Origin of the sequence: Prosthecobacter fusiformis, assembly GCF_004364345.1 — a bacterium.
GTDB lineage: Bacteria > Verrucomicrobiota > Verrucomicrobiia > Verrucomicrobiales > Verrucomicrobiaceae > Prosthecobacter > Prosthecobacter fusiformis.
This window is the reverse complement of the sequence record NZ_SOCA01000009.1, coordinates 1-16408: the sequence shown is the minus strand read 5'-3', so window position 1 is coordinate 16408 and position 16408 is coordinate 1. Positions and strand designations below refer to the sequence as shown.

Below are 16408 nucleotides of genomic sequence, written 5' to 3'. Positions count from 1 at the left end.
CGAGAATAATCTTTTTGACCGGCCTAATGTCCATCCTCCCCCCCCACGATGGCTTTCCCGAAACCAGCCTTACCCTGGTAGGACGACTGTGCAGTACGGATGCCTCTCTGCGCAACGAAGCCATCCGCCTAGTCGCGCGCCGTTATTGGCTGCCGCTTTATGATTTTTCCCGCCGCACTGGTATGAACGAGCATGCCTCGGCCGATGCCGTGCAGAATTTTTTCCAGCACATCCTCACTCATGCAGAGGGATTCTCCACTTACGATGGGGAGCAGGGCAGGCTTCGTACTTGGATCATTACCATCTTTCGCCACCGCCTTTCCAACAGCATCGCCCATCAGCAGACGCAAGTCCGTGGCGGTGGGGTGGAGCACGTCACGCTGGATTTTGACCTCGCGGAAAGCGAATACCTCCAGCATGCCGCAGAAGATCTGGATAACCCAGAGCGCGCCTTTGATCGTGGCTTCGCCCGCCAGCTCTGGCAGCAGGTGCTGGATACCCTGCGCAGTGCCTACATTTACCGCCAGCGCCTCAGCGTGTATGAGACCCTGTCCCCCCTCATCCTTAGCGAGATGAAGGACCAGACACTCTCCTCGGCTGAACTCGTCAAAAAAGCAGGCCTCGTCAGTCTGGCAGATTTAAAAGTCAGTCTTCACCGCTTGCGGAAAGAAGCGGCTCATGAATTCCAGCGCCTCGTCCAGCAGACCGTCGAGGGGGACAACTGGCAGGAGGAAGTGCGTTACCTGCTCCACCTCGTCGGCTGACATCACCTGTCGTCTCACAGTGTCGGCAGCACCGGCCAAAGCGCCGCTCAAAATCTATTGGCACTGGATTGCGTGAATCCGCATCCTCCCCCTGTGCGAATCAATAGCGGGCTTAGGCCACCGTGCCTCCCCTGCCAGCCGCACCGCATGAAAGCCCATCTCCTCCTTTTCGTCTGCCTCCTGTCCAGCCTCTCCTGCACCACCCGCGTGGGCCCTCGCATTGGCACCCCGGTGCAGCCCGTCCGTGTCGCCGGGTTTACCCTTCGGGAGGACGTCATCTACACTCCCCCCGGCTGGCCCCAGGCCCTGCCTGCGGATGTGTATGTCCCGGACGGCCCCGGTCCCTGGCCCGGCATTCTTCTGATCCATGGCGGCAGTTGGGCCAATAAAGACCGCCGCAGTGACATGGATGGCATTGCCGGGCACCTCGCCCGTCGCGGTTACGTCGTCATGAACGCCACCTACCGCCTCGCTCCCCAGCACATCCATCCCGCGCAGATACACGATCTCCAGCAGGCCACCCGCTGGCTCCGCACCCATGCGGACCAGTTGCACCTTCAGCCGGATCACCTCGGCGTCTTCGGTTACTCCGCTGGCGGTCATCTCGCCGCGCTCCTCGCTGCCCTGGATGCACCTGCGGACCTCCGCTTTCAGGCCGTCGTCGCGGGCGGGGCCCCTTCGGATCTCCGTAAATTTGACCGCAGCCCCATCGTCACCACCTACCTCGGCGGCAGTCTCCAGGAAAAATCCGCCCTCTACGCCGCCGCCTCCCCCGTCACCCACCTGACCTCGGATGACCCACCCGTCTTCATCTACCACGGCACCCGGGATACCCTCGTGCCGCCGGATCACGCCTCAGACTACGCCGCCGCTTTGAAAAAAGTCGGCATTCCCCATGAACTCGTCTGGCAAAACGGTCGCGGCCACATCGCCGCCTTCCTCTCCTATGGCGATATCCTGACCCCCGCCCTCAGCTTCCTCGACCGCCACCTGCGCCAGCCAAAGTAGTCCAGAGCTTTAGCTCGCAAAGACCTCATATAAGATTCGATCAGCTACTTGATCCAGATGGTATAAGACACGGAAGTCCAAAACACTGCCCCAGAGGAGCAGTGGGAGCTGAGTGCTTATCGTTCTAGCCTTTTTCTGCCTCCTCTGCCTCTCCACCCCTTTGCGGCCAATCCGAGCCACTTGGCCCAAGTGCCCCCCACACTCCCTTGACCCCGGATTCCACCGCCCGGACGTTACCGGCGTGACCTCACCCTTCATTGGCTCTCCCCGTTTTGCATTCACCCCTGTGCATCCCCAGGCTTGGGGAAAACATGGGGAAATGGGGATGATTGGGGAACCTGTGGGGATTCATGGGGATAAAAATCCCCATCGCCAATTGTTGATCATCAACAGTTTAGCGCAAAAAATCCCCAAATGGGGAAAAATTCATCTGCGTCCCCATCCCCGCATTCCCCACTCAGCAGGCATCCCCCTTAGCTCCGTTTCGTCTTCCTTCCTGCGGGTCGCTAAAAACTGATCACTTTACCACCCGCCTCCTCCGCCCATAGTGCGCGCCCCTTTCTGCTCATGTCCGCCGTCCCCACCGCCGCCCAGATTCGCCAGACATTTTTGGACTTCTTCAAGTCCAAGGACCACACCATCGTCCCCAGTGACAACGTCGGCTACACCAGCCGCGATGGCGCACGCATCTTCACCAATGCTGGCATGAACCAGTTCGTCCCCATCTTCCTGGGCGAGCGCTCGGCCGATGTGGACACTTGGCCTGGCGTGCTGAGCAAAGGCCTCCCCACCCGCGCGGCCGATACCCAGAAATGCATCCGCGCCGGCGGCAAGCACAACGACCTTGAGGACGTCGGCCTGGACACCTATCACCACACCTTCTTTGAGATGCTGGGGAACTGGTCCTTTGGTGACTACTTCAAAAAGGAAGCCATCTCCTGGTCCTGGGAACTCATTGTCGAGCGTTTCAAATTCCCCCCGAGCCGCGTCTTCGCCACCATTTATCAGCCGGACAAATCGAAGGGCGACCCCGCCGACCGCGATGAAGAAAGCTGGAACCTGTGGGCCGAAAAATTCCGTGCCGTGGGCCTCGACCCCGACATCCACATCGTCAACGGCAACAAGAAGGACAACTTCTGGATGATGGCCGATACCGGCCCCTGCGGCCCCTGCACAGAGATCCACATTGACCTCACCCCCGGCCCCATTGAGCTCAGCGAAGAACGCCAGCGCGAAGGCGCGAAGTTAGTCAATGGCAGCGACGCAAGCTGCATCGAAATCTGGAACAACGTCTTCATCCAGTACAATGCCAACCCGGACGGCACCTTCACACCCCTGCCTGCGCAGCACGTGGATACCGGCATGGGCTTTGAGCGCCTCACCTCCATCATCCAGGGCACCAAGAACTTCACCGACTTCGAAACCGCCAAGATCAGCAACTACGACACCGATGTCTTCAAACCCATCTTTGATGAACTGACCAAGCTCAGCGGCAAGCATTACCAAAGCACCCTGCCCCTGCCGAATGAGCAGGGCCACGTCATCCCCGTGACCGAACAGGAGAAAATCGACGTCGCCTTCCGCGTCATCGCCGACCACCTGCGTACATTGAGCTTCTCCATTGCCGATGGCATCCAGCCCGGCAACAGCGACCGCAACTACACCCTCCGCCGCATCCTCCGCCGCGCCGTGAAGTATGGCCGCACCCTGGAATTCAAAGAACCCTTCTTCTACAAACTCGTGGACGTCCTCGCCCAGCACATGGGTGATGTCTTCCCCGAACTGCGCGCCCGCAAAGAGCAGATCAAGGCTGTGCTGAAGGTGGAAGAAGAAGCGTTCAATCGGACGCTGGATAAGGGGTTAGCAATTTTTGATGACCGTCTCAATCATATCATTGATTTCAATAAGCAACTCGACGCTTGCCGAGATCTAAATGACGCAGCAGGTAAAAATGGAAGAGTTATTTTCCAAACCACCAAGGGATCATGGGGGGATGTGCGAACGTTTCTCGATCTTTTAACTCAGCTGATCAAGGCAGCCCAGCCTATTGTTTTTGCGTCTGGCGCTAAATCAGCATTTACGGTTACCTCAAGTAGGCTGGAAACATCTTGGGCATCAGCTGAGGACATATATAGAGAAGCAATTGCTTACGATAGCGAAAAAGAATTGGGAGGCGAGTTGGAGGTAGAACTAGCCGTCCATTTGAGTGAATTTACTTCTGCTTTGCACAATGTGCCAAGCTTACCGATGATTATTCCAGGGGCGGTGGCATTCGAACTCTACGACACCTTCGGTTTCCCTCTCGACCTCACCGAGCTCCTCGCCCGCGAACGCGGCTTGAACGTTGACACCGCAGGCTTTGACAAGCTCATGGACGAGCAGAAAAAACGCGCTCGTGAAGCCGGTCAAAAGAACAAGCAGATCGTCTCCGTCAGCGAAATCGAAACCAAAGAACCCACCAAGTTCATCGGTTACGACGCTCTCTCAACAGAAGCGAAGGTTCTCGAAGTCGTGTCCATGAAGGACAAGACGGCCATCATCCTTGATAGCAGTGTTTGTTATGCCGAAATGGGTGGCCAGATCGGTGACAGCGGGCAGATCATCCTGGGTGCGAATACGTATCCTATCAGCAGCACCACCAAGGTGGGAAATACCTGGCTGCATTTCATCGAAGGGGAAGAGACACCCGCTGTCGGTTCTACCGTTAGCATTGAAGTGGATGCCGCCCGCCGTCACGCCATCGAGCGTCATCACACCGTCACCCACATCCTGCATTGGGCCCTGCATGAAGTCGTGAACCAGGAAGCCACTCAGAAAGGCTCCAACGTCACGGCCGAGAAACTGACCTTCGACTTCAACAATGCGGCTCTCACGGCGGGTCAGCTTGCCGATATCGAGCGTCTGGTGAATGAGCGCATCGTCGCCAATGACCCCGTTTCCTGGAACGAAGTCCCCTATGCGGAAGTGAAGTCCAATACTGGCATCATGCAGCTCTTTGGTGAGAAGTATCCGGAGAATGTCCGCGTGGTGCAGATCGGCGGCAAGCCGCTCGCCTTTGACGGTTACAGCATGGAACTCTGCGGCGGTACCCACACCCGTCACACCGGCCAGATCGGCCTCTTCCGCCTCATCGGTGAAGGTGCCGTCGCCGCTGGCGTCCGTCGTATCGAAGCCATCGCCGGACTCGAAGCCTACAACGCCGCCCGTGCTGATGCCGACCTCCTGAAGCTGCTCGCTGGCAAGGTCAGCGCCCAGGGCACGGCCGACCTCGAGAAGAAAATCGAAGGCCTGCTATCCCAGCAGAAGGAACTCGAGAAAGCCCTCAAGGCCGCCCAGCAGCGTGAAGCCTCGGGCAAGGCCAAGGAACTCCTCGCCACCGCCGAAAACAACACCCTCATCGCCAACCTGGGCGATGTGGATGGCGACTACGCGATGGCCGTGAACGATGCCCTCAAAGGCGTGTTTAATGGCGTCATCGTCCTGGCCTCCACCGGCGGCGGTAACGTCACCCTCATGGCCACCGTTTCCAAAGAGCATCAGGCCAAGGTTCAGGCCGGCAAGATTATTCAAACCATTGCCCCCATCGTTGGTGGCAAAGGTGGCGGCAAACCCGACTTCGCCCGTGGCGGCGGTAAGGACGTGTCCAAGGTGGACGCTGCCCTCGCCGAGGCCCGGAAGCTGGTCGGCTGACAACGACCTCCCCCTCGCCCGCTTGCGGGGCGAGGGCCCGGGGTGAGGGGTGAGCCGCTGCTGCGGCTCACCCTAGATTGAGAGATGTTTACTTCTGATGGCTCCTTATCCCAGCAGGGCATGCGCTTCGCGCAGCACCTGCTCGGTAGTGGCCCAGTCCATGCACGCATCCGTGATGGACTGGCCACGGGTCAGTTCATTCAGCGGGCGCGGGAACTTCTGGCTGCCGCCCACCAAGTTGCTTTCCAGCATGGCACCGATAATGGATTCCTCCCCGGCTGCGCGCTGGCGGACGATCTCACGGAAGACCTGCGGCATGCGCTGGTGGTCCTTCGCACAGTTGCCATGGCTGGCGTCAATCATGATGGAAGCCTTCAGCTTCGCCGCTTCAAGGGCAGCACGCGTTTCCGCCACGTCGTCAGCACCATAGTTCGGGCCGTCTTCACCGCCGCGCAGGATGATGTGGCAGTCTGGATTGCCACTGGTGGTCACGGCGGAGGCCACTCCATCTTCGCTGACCCCCAGGAAAGTCTGCGGTTGAATGGCTGCCTTGATCGCATTCACCGCCGGCGAGATGTGGCCAAACGTGCCGTTCTTAAACCCCAGTGGCATGGACAGCCCGGAGGCCATCTGCCGGTGCGTCTGGGATTCCGTCGTGCGTGCTCCAACAGCACTCCAGCAGATCAGGTCCGCGATGTATTGTGGGGTGATCGGGTCCAGCAGCTCCGTGGCCGTTGCCAGACCCAGTTCCAGCACATCCCGCAGGATGCGCCGCGCCAGGCGCAGACCGTCCGGGATGTTGCAGGTGCCGTCCAGATCAGGGTCCATGATCAGCCCCTTCCAGCCGACGGTGGTGCGCGGCTTTTCAAAGTACACCCGCATGACAATGCAGAGGCGGTCGTTCAGCTCGCGGGAAAGCGCCGCCAGCTTCGCCGCATACTCCAGCCCCGCCTCGGGATCATGGATGGAACAGGGTCCGGCAATAACCAGAAAGCGCTTGTCATCGCCGAACAAAATGTTGCGAATTTCCTGGCGTGCCTGGTTCACAAACGCCGCCTGCGTCTCCGAGGGTGGAAGTTCTGCCACCAGCGCACGAGGCGCAGGCAGCGGGATATTGGAGGCGATGTGGACGTTGGCGGTCGGATTCATGGGGTCGCAGTTCCTTTAACCCAAGCGTCCCCGGTCAAACAAGGGCAAATGGTCGGTGGGGCATGTTCAGGAAACATTTTACCCCGCATCCATTCCGGCTGTCCCTGCATCAATCCGGGAAACAGACAGGATGGTGAACACGTTTTTTCCCCCCCGGTTCTCTGAACGCCATGAAAAGCCAGCTCCCTTGTTTCATCGCCCTAGGCCTCCTGCTCTCCGCCGCAACGGCGATGTGCGAGGAGATGCCCAAGATTGTGCTGGATGATTTGCCGCTGCTGTTTGTGGATGACAGCGGTATCGCCTCCAGACAGGGGGTTATCATCACCCTTCATCGGGCACGGACACGGGCTGAACCAGTGATGCAGCCGGAACTTCCCTGGGAAGGCAGCCGCATTTATGTCTATGGCTCGGTCTATTATGATGAAGCTGCTCAAAGCTTATCCCTTTGGTATATGGGCCATCCAGATGTGGATGCGCAGGGGAATAAACCCAAGGTCCCAGGTTTTAGGGCGGGCAAGGGTGACATGGTTCTGTATGCGACTTCGAAAGACGGTCTGGCCTGGCAGAGGCCGCAGCTTGGACTGCATAGTTTCCAGGGCTCCACGGCCAACAACATCGTATTCGACATGCATAGCCCGAGCGTGCTTTTGGACAAACGGGACCCGGATCCCTCCAGGCGGTATAAGATGCTCGGCTCATTAAGAGGGGCCTATTATGCGGCGGTATCCGCAGATGGTATAAACTGGAAACGCTTTCCAGATGACCGTCCCGTACTGAAAAGTTCGGATAATATCTGCCTGACCCAGGATCCGCTGACCGGTGAATACCTGGCTTATCACCGACAGCCGGCGAATAAGCATGGACGCTCAGTTTCACTCTCTCGTAGCCGTGATTTCCAAACCTGGAGCGAGCCCGAGCTGACCTTCTTGGCGGATAAAGATGACCACGCCTGGGCCAAGAATGCGGACGAGCGTACAGAGGTCAATAACCTCTCCGTCTATCCTCACGCTTCCGGTTTTATCGGTCTGCCGACGATCTTTCGCGTGCTGGGCAAGGATGCTGAGAAGACAGAGGTGAAACCTGGTCAGAGCCCCACCGATGGCATCATTGAGGTGCAGCTCATCACCAGCGCCGATGGCCTGACGTGGCAGCGCACGGACCCTCGAATCAGCCTCATTCCACGCGGTGAACCAGGGAGTTTTGATGGCGGCACCATCCTTGGTGTTTCCAGCACCTGTGTGCATGTGAAAGATGAGACCTGGATCTATTACACCGCCCTCACGACCAGCCACGGAGCCCCTATTCCACCCAAAATGAATGCCATCGGCCGGGCCGAATGGAGGCGGCATGGTTTTGTGTCCCTGGATGCCGGTCAGAATGGTCTTGTCGAGACCCGGCCCCTTCAATTGGGAGGCCCAGCACTCATCATCAATGCCAACGCCGCAGGGGGCGAGATCCGCGCCGCATTACTGGAGGCGGATGGCCGTCCTATTGAAGGTTATACAGCTGAAGACTGTGAACCCCTGCGTGAGAACCAAACAAAATGGCAGGTCCGGTGGCAGGCCTCTGGCAGCGCATTGCCCCAAGGCCGGCCTCTGAAGGTACGGCTACAGATGCGCCAGTCCCGCTTATACAGCCTCTCTTGTGGGACCTGAAGAATGCCTGCTTTCACCCATCAACTCTTGCCGCCAAAGTAATGCGTCAGGGCTTCCATCATGCCTTCACTCGCATATCGCGTGGCGATGAAACCGCCATGACTCTGGACATGGGCTTTCACCTCGGGCAGTCCGTTGCCGGGTGTGGCGATCATGCAGGCATGGCGCGGGTGCAGCATGGAGAGATCGTTGAGATTATCCCCGGCGGCGAAGCAATGACTGGCATTCAGACCGAGCAGGCGGGCCAGCTCGCTCAAGGCAGTGCCCTTGCTGTAGCCGCTGTGCGCAAAGCGCAGATAGATGCCATTGCGGTTGTAACCGATGTCCGGGAACTGCCGCACATGAGTGTCGATGAACGAGCAGATGACCTCCATCTCCTCATCCGTAGTCGCCACGATTCCCAGCTCGCCATATTCCCCGGTGAGAAACTGGGCCTGCGTCTGGTTTTCCACCATCTCGCGGATGCTGTTCAAAGAAGCCTGATGGTCTTTGACGAAGCGCGTATGGGCTTTGCGCGCCTGTTTGTTCCAGGGACCAAAGTCGGTCCACTTGCTGAACAGGCCGGGCTTATGAATATCGCACTCCATGGCGATGATGTAATCCGGCTCCATGAAGATGCCATACTGGGAAAGCCCTTGCAGAGTCTGCGGCAGGCTGCGGCCTGTATTGATGACCCAGGCAGCGCCCTGGTTGCGCAGGTGCTGGATCATCTGCCCCAGCATCGGATGGAAGACGGGATCACTCTCCGGATGCACCAGAGTGCCGTCGAAATCGAAGGAGAGGATGAACGTAGGATTGCGGGCAGGCATGCGACAGATGGGGGAAGGGACTTTACCCTGGCAGCAGGGGAGTCAAGGCAGGCTTCAGGGCACAGTAAAGGCCGTTTTCCAAAACTGTACCAGGGTCATGGCCAGCAGCAGCCACAGAACGGCTTGGTAACCCTGGGCGACCATCCAGCTCGCCCCCCGGCGCCGCGCCCTTCGCAGGACACTCTCACACCCCCAGAGCAGGCTCAGGGTCAGGGGACCGGTGAGTGCATGGAGGTAATTGGCCGTAACGATCGTTACATCCCAGGCAGCAATGAGTCCGTAGGTGACTGCCACAGTGACGAGAAACAGCACTGTCGGCACCGTCTCCGGGTGCAGGCGCTCTCCGGCGTGGCAGGCTTTGGGTGTGCTAAACCGACAGGCCAGGGTAAAGGCCACCAGCAAGACCAGCAGTATCGTCACCACCTCCCCGCCCCGGCCCTGGAGCCGACCCGTGAGGATGGACATTCCATTGAAAAGCCTTTGTTTTATCTGTGCGGGAGTATGGGTCTGGAAGTAATGCTGCGGGGTGAGACGTTCCAATGTGGGTATACGTTTCAGGCTGGCTTTGTCAGGATGAGCTTCGATCCAGGCGAGAGCTGCCTCCCGGTCATCCAGCCAGCGGATGTGGTCGCTGTAATGAAAGGTGGCCTCCCCAAACTGCTCCCGGGCAACCGTCAGCCGTGGTCCGGCGATGAAACCCGCGCCAGTGGCGAGCAGCAGCAGACCGAACATATGGTTACGCCTCACCCACAGGGTCGTCCCTTCATGGGGACACCAGTGGGCCGCCAGCCAGCCCCAGATCGCCCGGAGTGTGCTGACGAGAATGAACACGACCACCAGCGGCACGATCCGACCCACCGAGAGGTAAGCCAGCGCACCAAACACCCCGACCAGCCCATACACCCAGAGCGAGTTTCTTTGCAGTGCATACAGGCAAGCCAGCCAGGTGAGCAGGAAGAACAGATGAAACAAAGTAGCTCCAGAATACATGGATACCGTGCCCAGAAGCCCATGAAAGCCAGTCAAGGCCACCACCAGCAAGGCAGCAGGCAGGGCAAAATAGCGCAGGCAGGCCAGCCCCATCAAAATCAGGCAGGCCAAGGTGAGACCGACCCGGAACCACGCCAGATCATGCAGCGAGCCGCGCAGGTCCGCCTCATCCAGTCTCCAGGCTGCCACCCAAGGCCACAGGGGCTGGGCCACGCCGTCAGTGCGGTGAGGGGCCAATTTTTTCAGCGGCTCGGAGAAGCTGTGGGTAAAGTCAGGCCTCAGATCTCTCTGAGTGGCCAGGGTGAGCGCAAGATGACGGTTTTCCAGCGGCGTCATTTCCCGGTCCAGGGAATGGCGGATGTTTTGTGCAGACAGCCATACATATCCCCAGGCCATGGCGGCCATGAACAGGCAAAAGACAATCCGCCTAAGCCAGGGGAGGTAGGAAGGAGCGGAGGCCATGCAGAGAGCGTCAGCTATGACACGCAGCCTGGGCCGCAGTGCAAAAGGAAAACACAGCTCTTTTATGATGGATCTCTGTTTTCGTATCAACTCGTCTTGAAGTTACTTCAATTTCTCAGCCAGCTTCTTGACGTAGTCCTCGGCCGAGTCACCTCCATAGCCGCCGAACGAGGCGACTTCTTTGCCGTCTTTGACCAGTTTCACCGTGGGATAACCGCCAAAGGGGAAGTCCTTTTTCAGCTTCTCATTCTGCTCCTTCAGCGCCTTGGACTGGGAACCGTGAGGGAAATCCGCGATCATGAGCACGACGTTTTCATTGGCGAATTTCTGAAATTCCCGTTCTTCAAAGACATTGCTTTTCAGCCGGATGCAGTAGCCGCACCAGTCGGATCCAGTCATCAACAGCAGGATGGGCAGCCCGGTCTTTTCGGATTCTTCCTGCGCCTTTTCCCAGTCATCGGTCCATTTGGCACGGCGGCTGGCCAGCAAGGCTTTTTGCTCCTCGGCCGCTTTTTCCTTCTGGGCAGTGGCCACGTATTCCTGGTCGGCGGCAGAGAGCTTGCTCAGTTCCAGGATATAGACCTGGCCATTGGGCAGGCGCACTTTGGCGGCCGTCGCTTTTCCCTGTGCATCCAGAACGGTTTCAACAAGTGTGCCTGTGAGGCTCTTGCCTTCCGTATTGGTCCATTCGCGTGGAGCTGGTGCGGAGAAGACCGTGGCAGACAGGGTGGCAATCAGGAGTACAATGAGATATTTCATGATTCGCAGCAGGGTTAAATTTCCTAGCTACGATTATGCGCCTCCGCCGCTTTTCGTCAATCTCCAGGAAACCGTCCGGGGCTGGAAGCCTAACATTAAAGCTAACCTTTATCCGCCGTTACTTATCCGCAGGCAGTGCCCGGGGAATATCTTTCAGAGGCATACCGAATTCCAGGGTCTCTTCCATGATGCGGGAACGACGTGCTTCAATGTTATTCGGGCTGTCCAGCTGGGCGGTGGAATTGATGATCTTTGGCTGGATGAAGATCAGCAGCTCATCGCGCGTGGTGCCTTTCTCCGTGGTGCCAAAGAGGTGCTTCAGTACGGGAACGCGGCGCAGGAAGATGGCACCGCGCTCGGTGTTTTCGGTCCTTTCGGTGATGAGCCCGCCCAGGACGACGGTGGCTCCGTCCCGCACGGTCACAGTCGTCAGCAACTCCTGGGTGCCGATGGTGGGCACCGTGTTGCCGGAGATGTTTTGCTCACCAACGATGTTGTCATTCACCTGAGCGATGCGCAGGGTGACTTCGTTGTCGTTATTGATGAGAGGGACAACTTCCAGCTTCAGGACGACATCCCGGTATTCGATGCTGGCACTGGTGGCGGCAATGTTATTGATGCCTGCATTGGAAAGGATATTCACCGGCACAGCGATGCGCTGACCGCTGGAGATGACCGCCTTGCCATTGTTCGTGGTATAAAGGCTGGGGGTAGAGAGGACCTTGAAGTTTTTATTCCCTTCCAGCAGGTTCACATAACGGCTCAGGGAGCCGAGCTGGCCATAGAAGCTCATGGAACTGGTGCCGAATTTTTCCATGTTGAACGGGATGTTCAAGGCACCTCCGAGGTCAACACCGTTGGGGGTGGTGACATCCTTCTGCCGGAGGGTGAAATCATCCAGCATGTTGAGGAAATCGAACCCGTATTTGAAATCTCCGCCCAGGTTCAACTGGCCGATGATGGTGCTGATGTAAACTTGCTGCGGGCGCACATCCATTTCCTGGATGAGCTGGTCAATGACGGCAATGTGTTCTGGCGAGCCGCTGACGACGAGGCTGTTGGACTGGGGGTCGGCAATGAGCAGGGTCTTTCCAACCACCAGGGATTCTGGTGCGGAGATGGCATCTGGGTCATCCAGCAGGCTGCGTTCGTTACGATTGTTCCCCTGGCCACCGAAACCGCCCTGGAGATTTTGACCAAAATCGTTCGAACTGGAACTGTCGCGGGAGGCATCCGTGGAGGGTGTGTTGGAACTGGCGCTAGGGCGTCGGCTGCTGCTGCTGCGCCGTCCGCCGCCGGAGGCGGAATCTGCGCCCTCGCTCTGGATGTCGGTGTCTTTGGCCAGGGCATTATAGGCGACGGGAAGGAAATCCCCCACATCCAGGTAGGCCAGCTTGCGCTTCAGGAAAGTGACGTCACCTGCCTGCTGGTCCAGCTTTTCCACCAGTCCGCGGATATAAGTAATGTCCACCGGTCGGGCGATGACCAGGATGCTGTTGGTGCGGCGGTGAGGGATGACGCGTACTCTGGCTACGCTAGGATTGGTATTGGCCGTGTTAGCGATGCCCATGGGGTTGAGGGCCGGGGCGCGTGCGCCATTGGTGGCTACTGGGGGTGCGGCAGGGATGGATTGGGCAGGTGCGGATTCGGTCTTTTCTTCCTCCGCGTAGATTTCCCCAATGATCTCGGCGATGCTTTCCGCATCACTGCGCTCCAGCTTGATCATTTCATTGGCAATTTCTGCCGGTGGCACATCAATGACCTGGGCGATCTCATAGATGCTGCGGATGGTGGTACTGTTTTCCGTAATGATGAGTGCGGCGGCATTCTTCATGGGCATGATGGCACCGTAGCTGTGCAGCTTGATCACCTGCTGAAAGGCCTTGGAGGCTTCATCTGGGGAGATGTGCTGGAGGGGCATGACGAAGTGGCACAGCTCTTCGTTATCCGGCAGATCTTTGATGGAGTTATAAACTTTAAGCCCTTCAGGTGTCGGGCTCTTGCCGCCGCTGTGATGAATGAGCTTCACCGTGGACTCATTCACTGGGATGATGGCATACCCATTGAGGAGAAGGGTAGCCTCAATAAAGGCGACCGCCTCACGACGGGTCAAAGGCTCGGGGGCGATGATACGCAGGGGCTCGCCCTGAAGGGCGGAATCCAGGATGATCTTTTTTCCCGTGATCTGGGTATAAAACGGGATGATGGCCTGGACCGGCGTGTTGGGGAAATTGACCTTGATGGTAGCGTTCTCCGACAGGGCCGGATTTTGCTGGGCATGACTGCTGGCCAGGATCAGCGCTCCTAAGGCAAGCGCGATGAGCAGCCTCTTCGAGGCTTGCCGGGGGGAAAAGTGGACGGGTGAAACAGGCATAATGGAGCCAAATCTACACCAACTATATTTTCCATAGTATTAAAGGCAATGGAATTGTTTGTTTTTGTTAAAATTCAAACATCTGCTGAAGGAAACGGCCTTCCGCTTTTCATCTCGCTTACTGATTAAACCAGCGCTGGATCTCCACCATGCCGGTGGAGAAGATAGCGGCGAGCTCCTGGACAACGGGTGCTGATTCCTGGGAAAAGCTCCAGACAAAGGCTGTCCAGGCCAAGGTATTGACGATAATCATGCCCGAGATGACGGGCTCACACCAGCGGGGCCAGGACTCCAGGTAACCGCGCGGATCCGTCTTGGTGGTAAAGATCCGGTCCTGGAAGACGGTGATGGCGGCTTTCCAAAGAAGCGGGGGGAAAAGCAAGAAGCCGATGATGAGGCGCCATAGCACGATGCCGGAGCGGCGATTGCGGGGCACTTTGGCATAGTCCCGGTAACGTGCTGTGCGGCGGCGGGTGGTCAGCTCCCGGGCTGTCTGGGAATCCGGTGTATCCAGATGCAATTCTTCCAGGGCTTTAAGCGGGGTCCAGTCCGTGGCACCTTCACGGCGCACCAGATCGCTCTCGCGGACTGAGCCGTAGGCGATATAGCTGTATAAGTCGTCCAAGGTGCAGGGACCGACGACTTTTTGGCCTTTAGAGATGTAGTAGGTCGCTTCCAAAACGGGAGTTGGCATTGCGTGCGAGTACGTTCGCTAGCAATTCCCGCGCCTGTCAAGTGGTCCTCTTGAATTTTTTTCTCAGGCTGCTTCTTTAATATGAGCCCAACAGTGGACATGGGGATCTCCCCGAAAGTACCAGATCATGCTGGGACCTTCGATCTGCCAGACATCCCAGGTGCCGTCATTGCCGACGTCCTGATTCTTATAGAAGGCCATGTGCAGGTTCTCGAATCCGGCGGCTTCGATGTATTTGAGGGACTCTTGGGCATCTTCTTTGCGGAAGGGGGCTAACAAATCTCCGAGTACCTGGCGGACGAGTCCTTTTTGGTCTCCGCTAAGCTCCGTCAGGGGGATGCCGTCCAATCCCGTTTTTTTTCCGGTGAGGTTAACCGTGCGGCTACCTGTTTCATCCCGCCCGTCTCCGAGCAGAGCCAGATCGCGTTGGCGACCATCCAGGGCCTGGAAAACTTCATTGGCTCGTTTGGCCTGGAACCAGTAGGCATTGCCTGGGTGGTCCGGTTTTTCATAAAAGCCCTTCGCGGCATGCCCATAAAAGATGGGGCCGCCAAATGCAGTGCCAGCCTCGCTGTCACCATCGCAGCGGCGGGTGCAGTGGCGACCAGTGAGGACGAATTCGAACTGGCCGCTGCCGGGTTTCCCAAAAAGGGCCATGGAGGAGCTGGCAAAGCCGCCATCGCCTTTATTATCCTGGTCAAACTGACGCCAGACCTCTTTTTTATACTCATCACTGTGCAAGCTGTCGAAAATCTGGCGGACGAGGTCCTGCTGGTCTCCATCCAGGACATCGCGGAGTTTTTGAGGAGTGATATGCCAATTGTTGTCTACCTTGAGACGGCGCGGGTCGTCCCAGCCAAAGCATAACAACTTTTGCTGAGGCTCCTGGAGGCTTGAGTAAAGCTGATGTACCAGCGTTTCAGAGCGTGGCATGGCACCCGCAGCCTGCAGGAGCGGTGTGGCGAGCAGGCCTGAGGCGAGCGCCTGGCTGCTGCGCTGAAGAAATTGGCGGCGAGAAAGGGCGGGCGTGTTCATGGCAAGTTCTTATGAAACGCGCCAGCGGGAGGATGCCTTGAGATAAAGATGCACTTTCTGTGTTGAGAAGCCGGGTGACCCGTCGCTGATTACTCCCGAATGAACGGACCGGACCAAGAAAAAGCCCCGCTGCACACTGGACATGTGAAGTGCGACACTGAAGACAAGGCCACTGAGGCGGACTTGGTCGAATTGGAAACAAGCCGATCCATGAACCGTGAAAACAAGCGTGTCCTCATCCTGGTGGCTGTGGTGGGACTGTTCATGGTCCTGGCACATTTTACGCCGTTGAAGGCCTGGATCACCAATGTCCAGGCCTGGAAGGCTTTTGTGGATGAGCTAGGCTGGATGGCGCACCTCAGCTTCATCCTGGCCTGTGCGATAGGGGTGATGATCGGCCTGCCCAGACTGCCGCTCTGTGCGGGTGCGGGGCTGATCTTTGGCTTTATGGAGGGGCTGAGCCTCTCTCTGGTGGGTTCCGTTCTGGGATCGTATGGGGCTTTCCTCATGACTCGGGCAGGAGCGCGGCGTGCGGTCCTGGCCCGGGCTGAGCGCTGGCCCTGGCTGAAGAAGATGCTGGAGAAGCCTTCCTGGCTGAAGGTCTTCTGGGTGCGGCAGATGATGCTACCTGGTCTGGTACTGAATGTTTTGTTAGGGGTGACCCAGGTGGCGCATTCGACCTTTTTGATCGGGACTCTGCTTGGCTACTTACCGTTAAATATTGCTTTCTCTCTGGTCGGGAGCGGCTTGGGGAAGGGGTCATTGGCGCAGTCGCTCACCCAATTGTTAGGCGCTTTGGCGGTCGTGAATGTGGTTGGATGGCTGGTGTGGAGAATGGCACGCGCTAAAAAGGCCTGAATATCAACATTGGTTAGGCGAAAAAGGGATTGGGGTGAAAATTTAGATTCTGGAGGGAAGTTGAGGGCCGATTTTCCTCCAGCGAGTCGAAAATGCCCCAATTTTGGGTAAAAAAGGGGTCTTGGGAGAAGAAAGCGCGAAAAAACCTTCAAAAAAGAGCA

General features: G+C 57.8%; 12 protein-coding genes. 5 read left to right on the top strand and 7 right to left on the bottom strand.

Annotation, left to right across the window (positions count from 1 at the left end):
* Positions 1 to 26 precede the first annotated feature (26 nt).
* The 3 genes from EI77_RS18375 (at position 27) to alaS (ending at position 5462) form a co-directional block, all read left to right on the top strand.
* Positions 27 to 764, top strand: coding sequence for an RNA polymerase sigma factor (locus tag EI77_RS18375; protein ID WP_133796769.1), 738 nt, complete (start codon positions 27 to 29; stop codon positions 762 to 764).
* 147 nt (positions 765 to 911) lie between these two features.
* Positions 912 to 1772, top strand: coding sequence for an alpha/beta hydrolase (locus EI77_RS18370; protein ID WP_133796768.1), 861 nt, complete (start codon positions 912 to 914; stop codon positions 1770 to 1772).
* Positions 1773 to 2339: 567 nt separating this feature from the next.
* The gene (gene alaS / locus EI77_RS23855; protein WP_243838930.1) at positions 2340 to 5462 is read left to right on the top strand and encodes an alanine--tRNA ligase; all 3123 of its coding nucleotides are present in this window, start codon (positions 2340 to 2342) and stop codon (positions 5460 to 5462) included.
* Positions 5463 to 5567: 105 nt separating this feature from the next.
* On the opposite strand, the gene EI77_RS18355 is transcribed toward alaS, so the two are convergent.
* On the bottom strand, positions 5568 to 6611 hold the full coding sequence (locus EI77_RS18355; protein ID WP_133796767.1) for a 3-deoxy-7-phosphoheptulonate synthase: 1044 nt from the start codon (positions 6609 to 6611) through the stop codon (positions 5568 to 5570).
* A 170-nt stretch (positions 6612 to 6781) separates the two neighbouring features.
* Between EI77_RS18355 and EI77_RS18350 the strand changes: the two genes are divergently transcribed.
* A complete protein-coding gene (locus tag EI77_RS18350) occupies positions 6782 to 8266 on the top strand; it encodes a hypothetical protein (protein WP_133796766.1) in 1485 nt (494 codons plus the stop codon).
* A 20-nt stretch (positions 8267 to 8286) separates the two neighbouring features.
* Here the strand turns inward: EI77_RS18350 and EI77_RS18345 are convergent, their stop codons facing one another.
* From EI77_RS18345 to EI77_RS18320, 6 genes are all read right to left on the bottom strand, one after another.
* Positions 8287 to 9075 carry an HAD family hydrolase gene (locus EI77_RS18345; RefSeq protein WP_133796765.1) on the bottom strand — a complete coding sequence of 263 codons (789 nt, stop codon included), beginning with the start codon at positions 9073 to 9075 and terminating at the stop codon, positions 8287 to 8289.
* A 54-nt stretch (positions 9076 to 9129) separates the two neighbouring features.
* Positions 9130 to 10527, bottom strand: a complete 1398-nt coding sequence (locus tag EI77_RS18340; RefSeq protein ID WP_133796764.1) for a hypothetical protein — start codon at positions 10525 to 10527, stop codon at positions 9130 to 9132.
* Positions 10528 to 10629: 102 nt separating this feature from the next.
* Positions 10630 to 11286, bottom strand: coding sequence for a thioredoxin family protein (locus EI77_RS18335; RefSeq protein ID WP_133796763.1), 657 nt, complete (start codon positions 11284 to 11286; stop codon positions 10630 to 10632).
* A gap of 118 nt (positions 11287 to 11404) precedes the next feature.
* Positions 11405 to 13660 carry a secretin N-terminal domain-containing protein gene (locus EI77_RS18330; protein WP_133796762.1) on the bottom strand — a complete coding sequence of 752 codons (2256 nt, stop codon included), beginning with the start codon at positions 13658 to 13660 and terminating at the stop codon, positions 11405 to 11407.
* A 118-nt stretch (positions 13661 to 13778) separates the two neighbouring features.
* Positions 13779 to 14354: a DUF4339 domain-containing protein gene (locus tag EI77_RS18325; RefSeq protein WP_133796761.1), complete on the bottom strand. Its 576-nt coding sequence runs from the start codon at positions 14352 to 14354 to the stop codon at positions 13779 to 13781.
* A gap of 63 nt (positions 14355 to 14417) precedes the next feature.
* Positions 14418 to 15389 carry a DUF3500 domain-containing protein gene (locus EI77_RS18320; RefSeq protein WP_133796760.1) on the bottom strand — a complete coding sequence of 324 codons (972 nt, stop codon included), beginning with the start codon at positions 15387 to 15389 and terminating at the stop codon, positions 14418 to 14420.
* A gap of 99 nt (positions 15390 to 15488) precedes the next feature.
* Between EI77_RS18320 and EI77_RS18315 the strand changes: the two genes are divergently transcribed.
* Positions 15489 to 16247, top strand: coding sequence for a TVP38/TMEM64 family protein (locus EI77_RS18315; RefSeq protein ID WP_133796759.1), 759 nt, complete (start codon positions 15489 to 15491; stop codon positions 16245 to 16247).
* Positions 16248 to 16408 lie beyond the last annotated feature (161 nt).

Excerpts from the sequence above, each read along its gene's own strand:
- EI77_RS18370 (WP_133796768.1), top strand. The coding sequence starts at position 912 with ATGAAAGCCCATCTCCTCCTTTTCGTCTGCCTCCTGTCCAGCCTCTCC.
- EI77_RS18335 (WP_133796763.1), bottom strand. The coding sequence starts at position 11,286 with ATGAAATATCTCATTGTACTCCTGATTGCCACCCTGTCTGCCACGGTC.
- EI77_RS18330 (WP_133796762.1), bottom strand. The coding sequence starts at position 13,660 with ATGCCTGTTTCACCCGTCCACTTTTCCCCCCGGCAAGCCTCGAAGAGG.
- EI77_RS18355 (WP_133796767.1), bottom strand. The coding sequence starts at position 6,611 with ATGAATCCGACCGCCAACGTCCACATCGCCTCCAATATCCCGCTGCCT.
- EI77_RS18320 (WP_133796760.1), bottom strand. The coding sequence starts at position 15,389 with ATGAACACGCCCGCCCTTTCTCGCCGCCAATTTCTTCAGCGCAGCAGC.
- EI77_RS18375 (WP_133796769.1), top strand. The coding sequence starts at position 27 with ATGTCCATCCTCCCCCCCCACGATGGCTTTCCCGAAACCAGCCTTACC.
- EI77_RS18350 (WP_133796766.1), top strand. The coding sequence starts at position 6,782 with ATGAAAAGCCAGCTCCCTTGTTTCATCGCCCTAGGCCTCCTGCTCTCC.
- EI77_RS18315 (WP_133796759.1), top strand. The coding sequence starts at position 15,489 with ATGAACGGACCGGACCAAGAAAAAGCCCCGCTGCACACTGGACATGTG.
- EI77_RS18345 (WP_133796765.1), bottom strand. The coding sequence starts at position 9,075 with ATGCCTGCCCGCAATCCTACGTTCATCCTCTCCTTCGATTTCGACGGC.
- EI77_RS18325 (WP_133796761.1), bottom strand. The coding sequence starts at position 14,354 with ATGCCAACTCCCGTTTTGGAAGCGACCTACTACATCTCTAAAGGCCAA.
- alaS (WP_243838930.1), top strand. The coding sequence starts at position 2,340 with ATGTCCGCCGTCCCCACCGCCGCCCAGATTCGCCAGACATTTTTGGAC.
- EI77_RS18340 (WP_133796764.1), bottom strand. The coding sequence starts at position 10,527 with ATGGCCTCCGCTCCTTCCTACCTCCCCTGGCTTAGGCGGATTGTCTTT.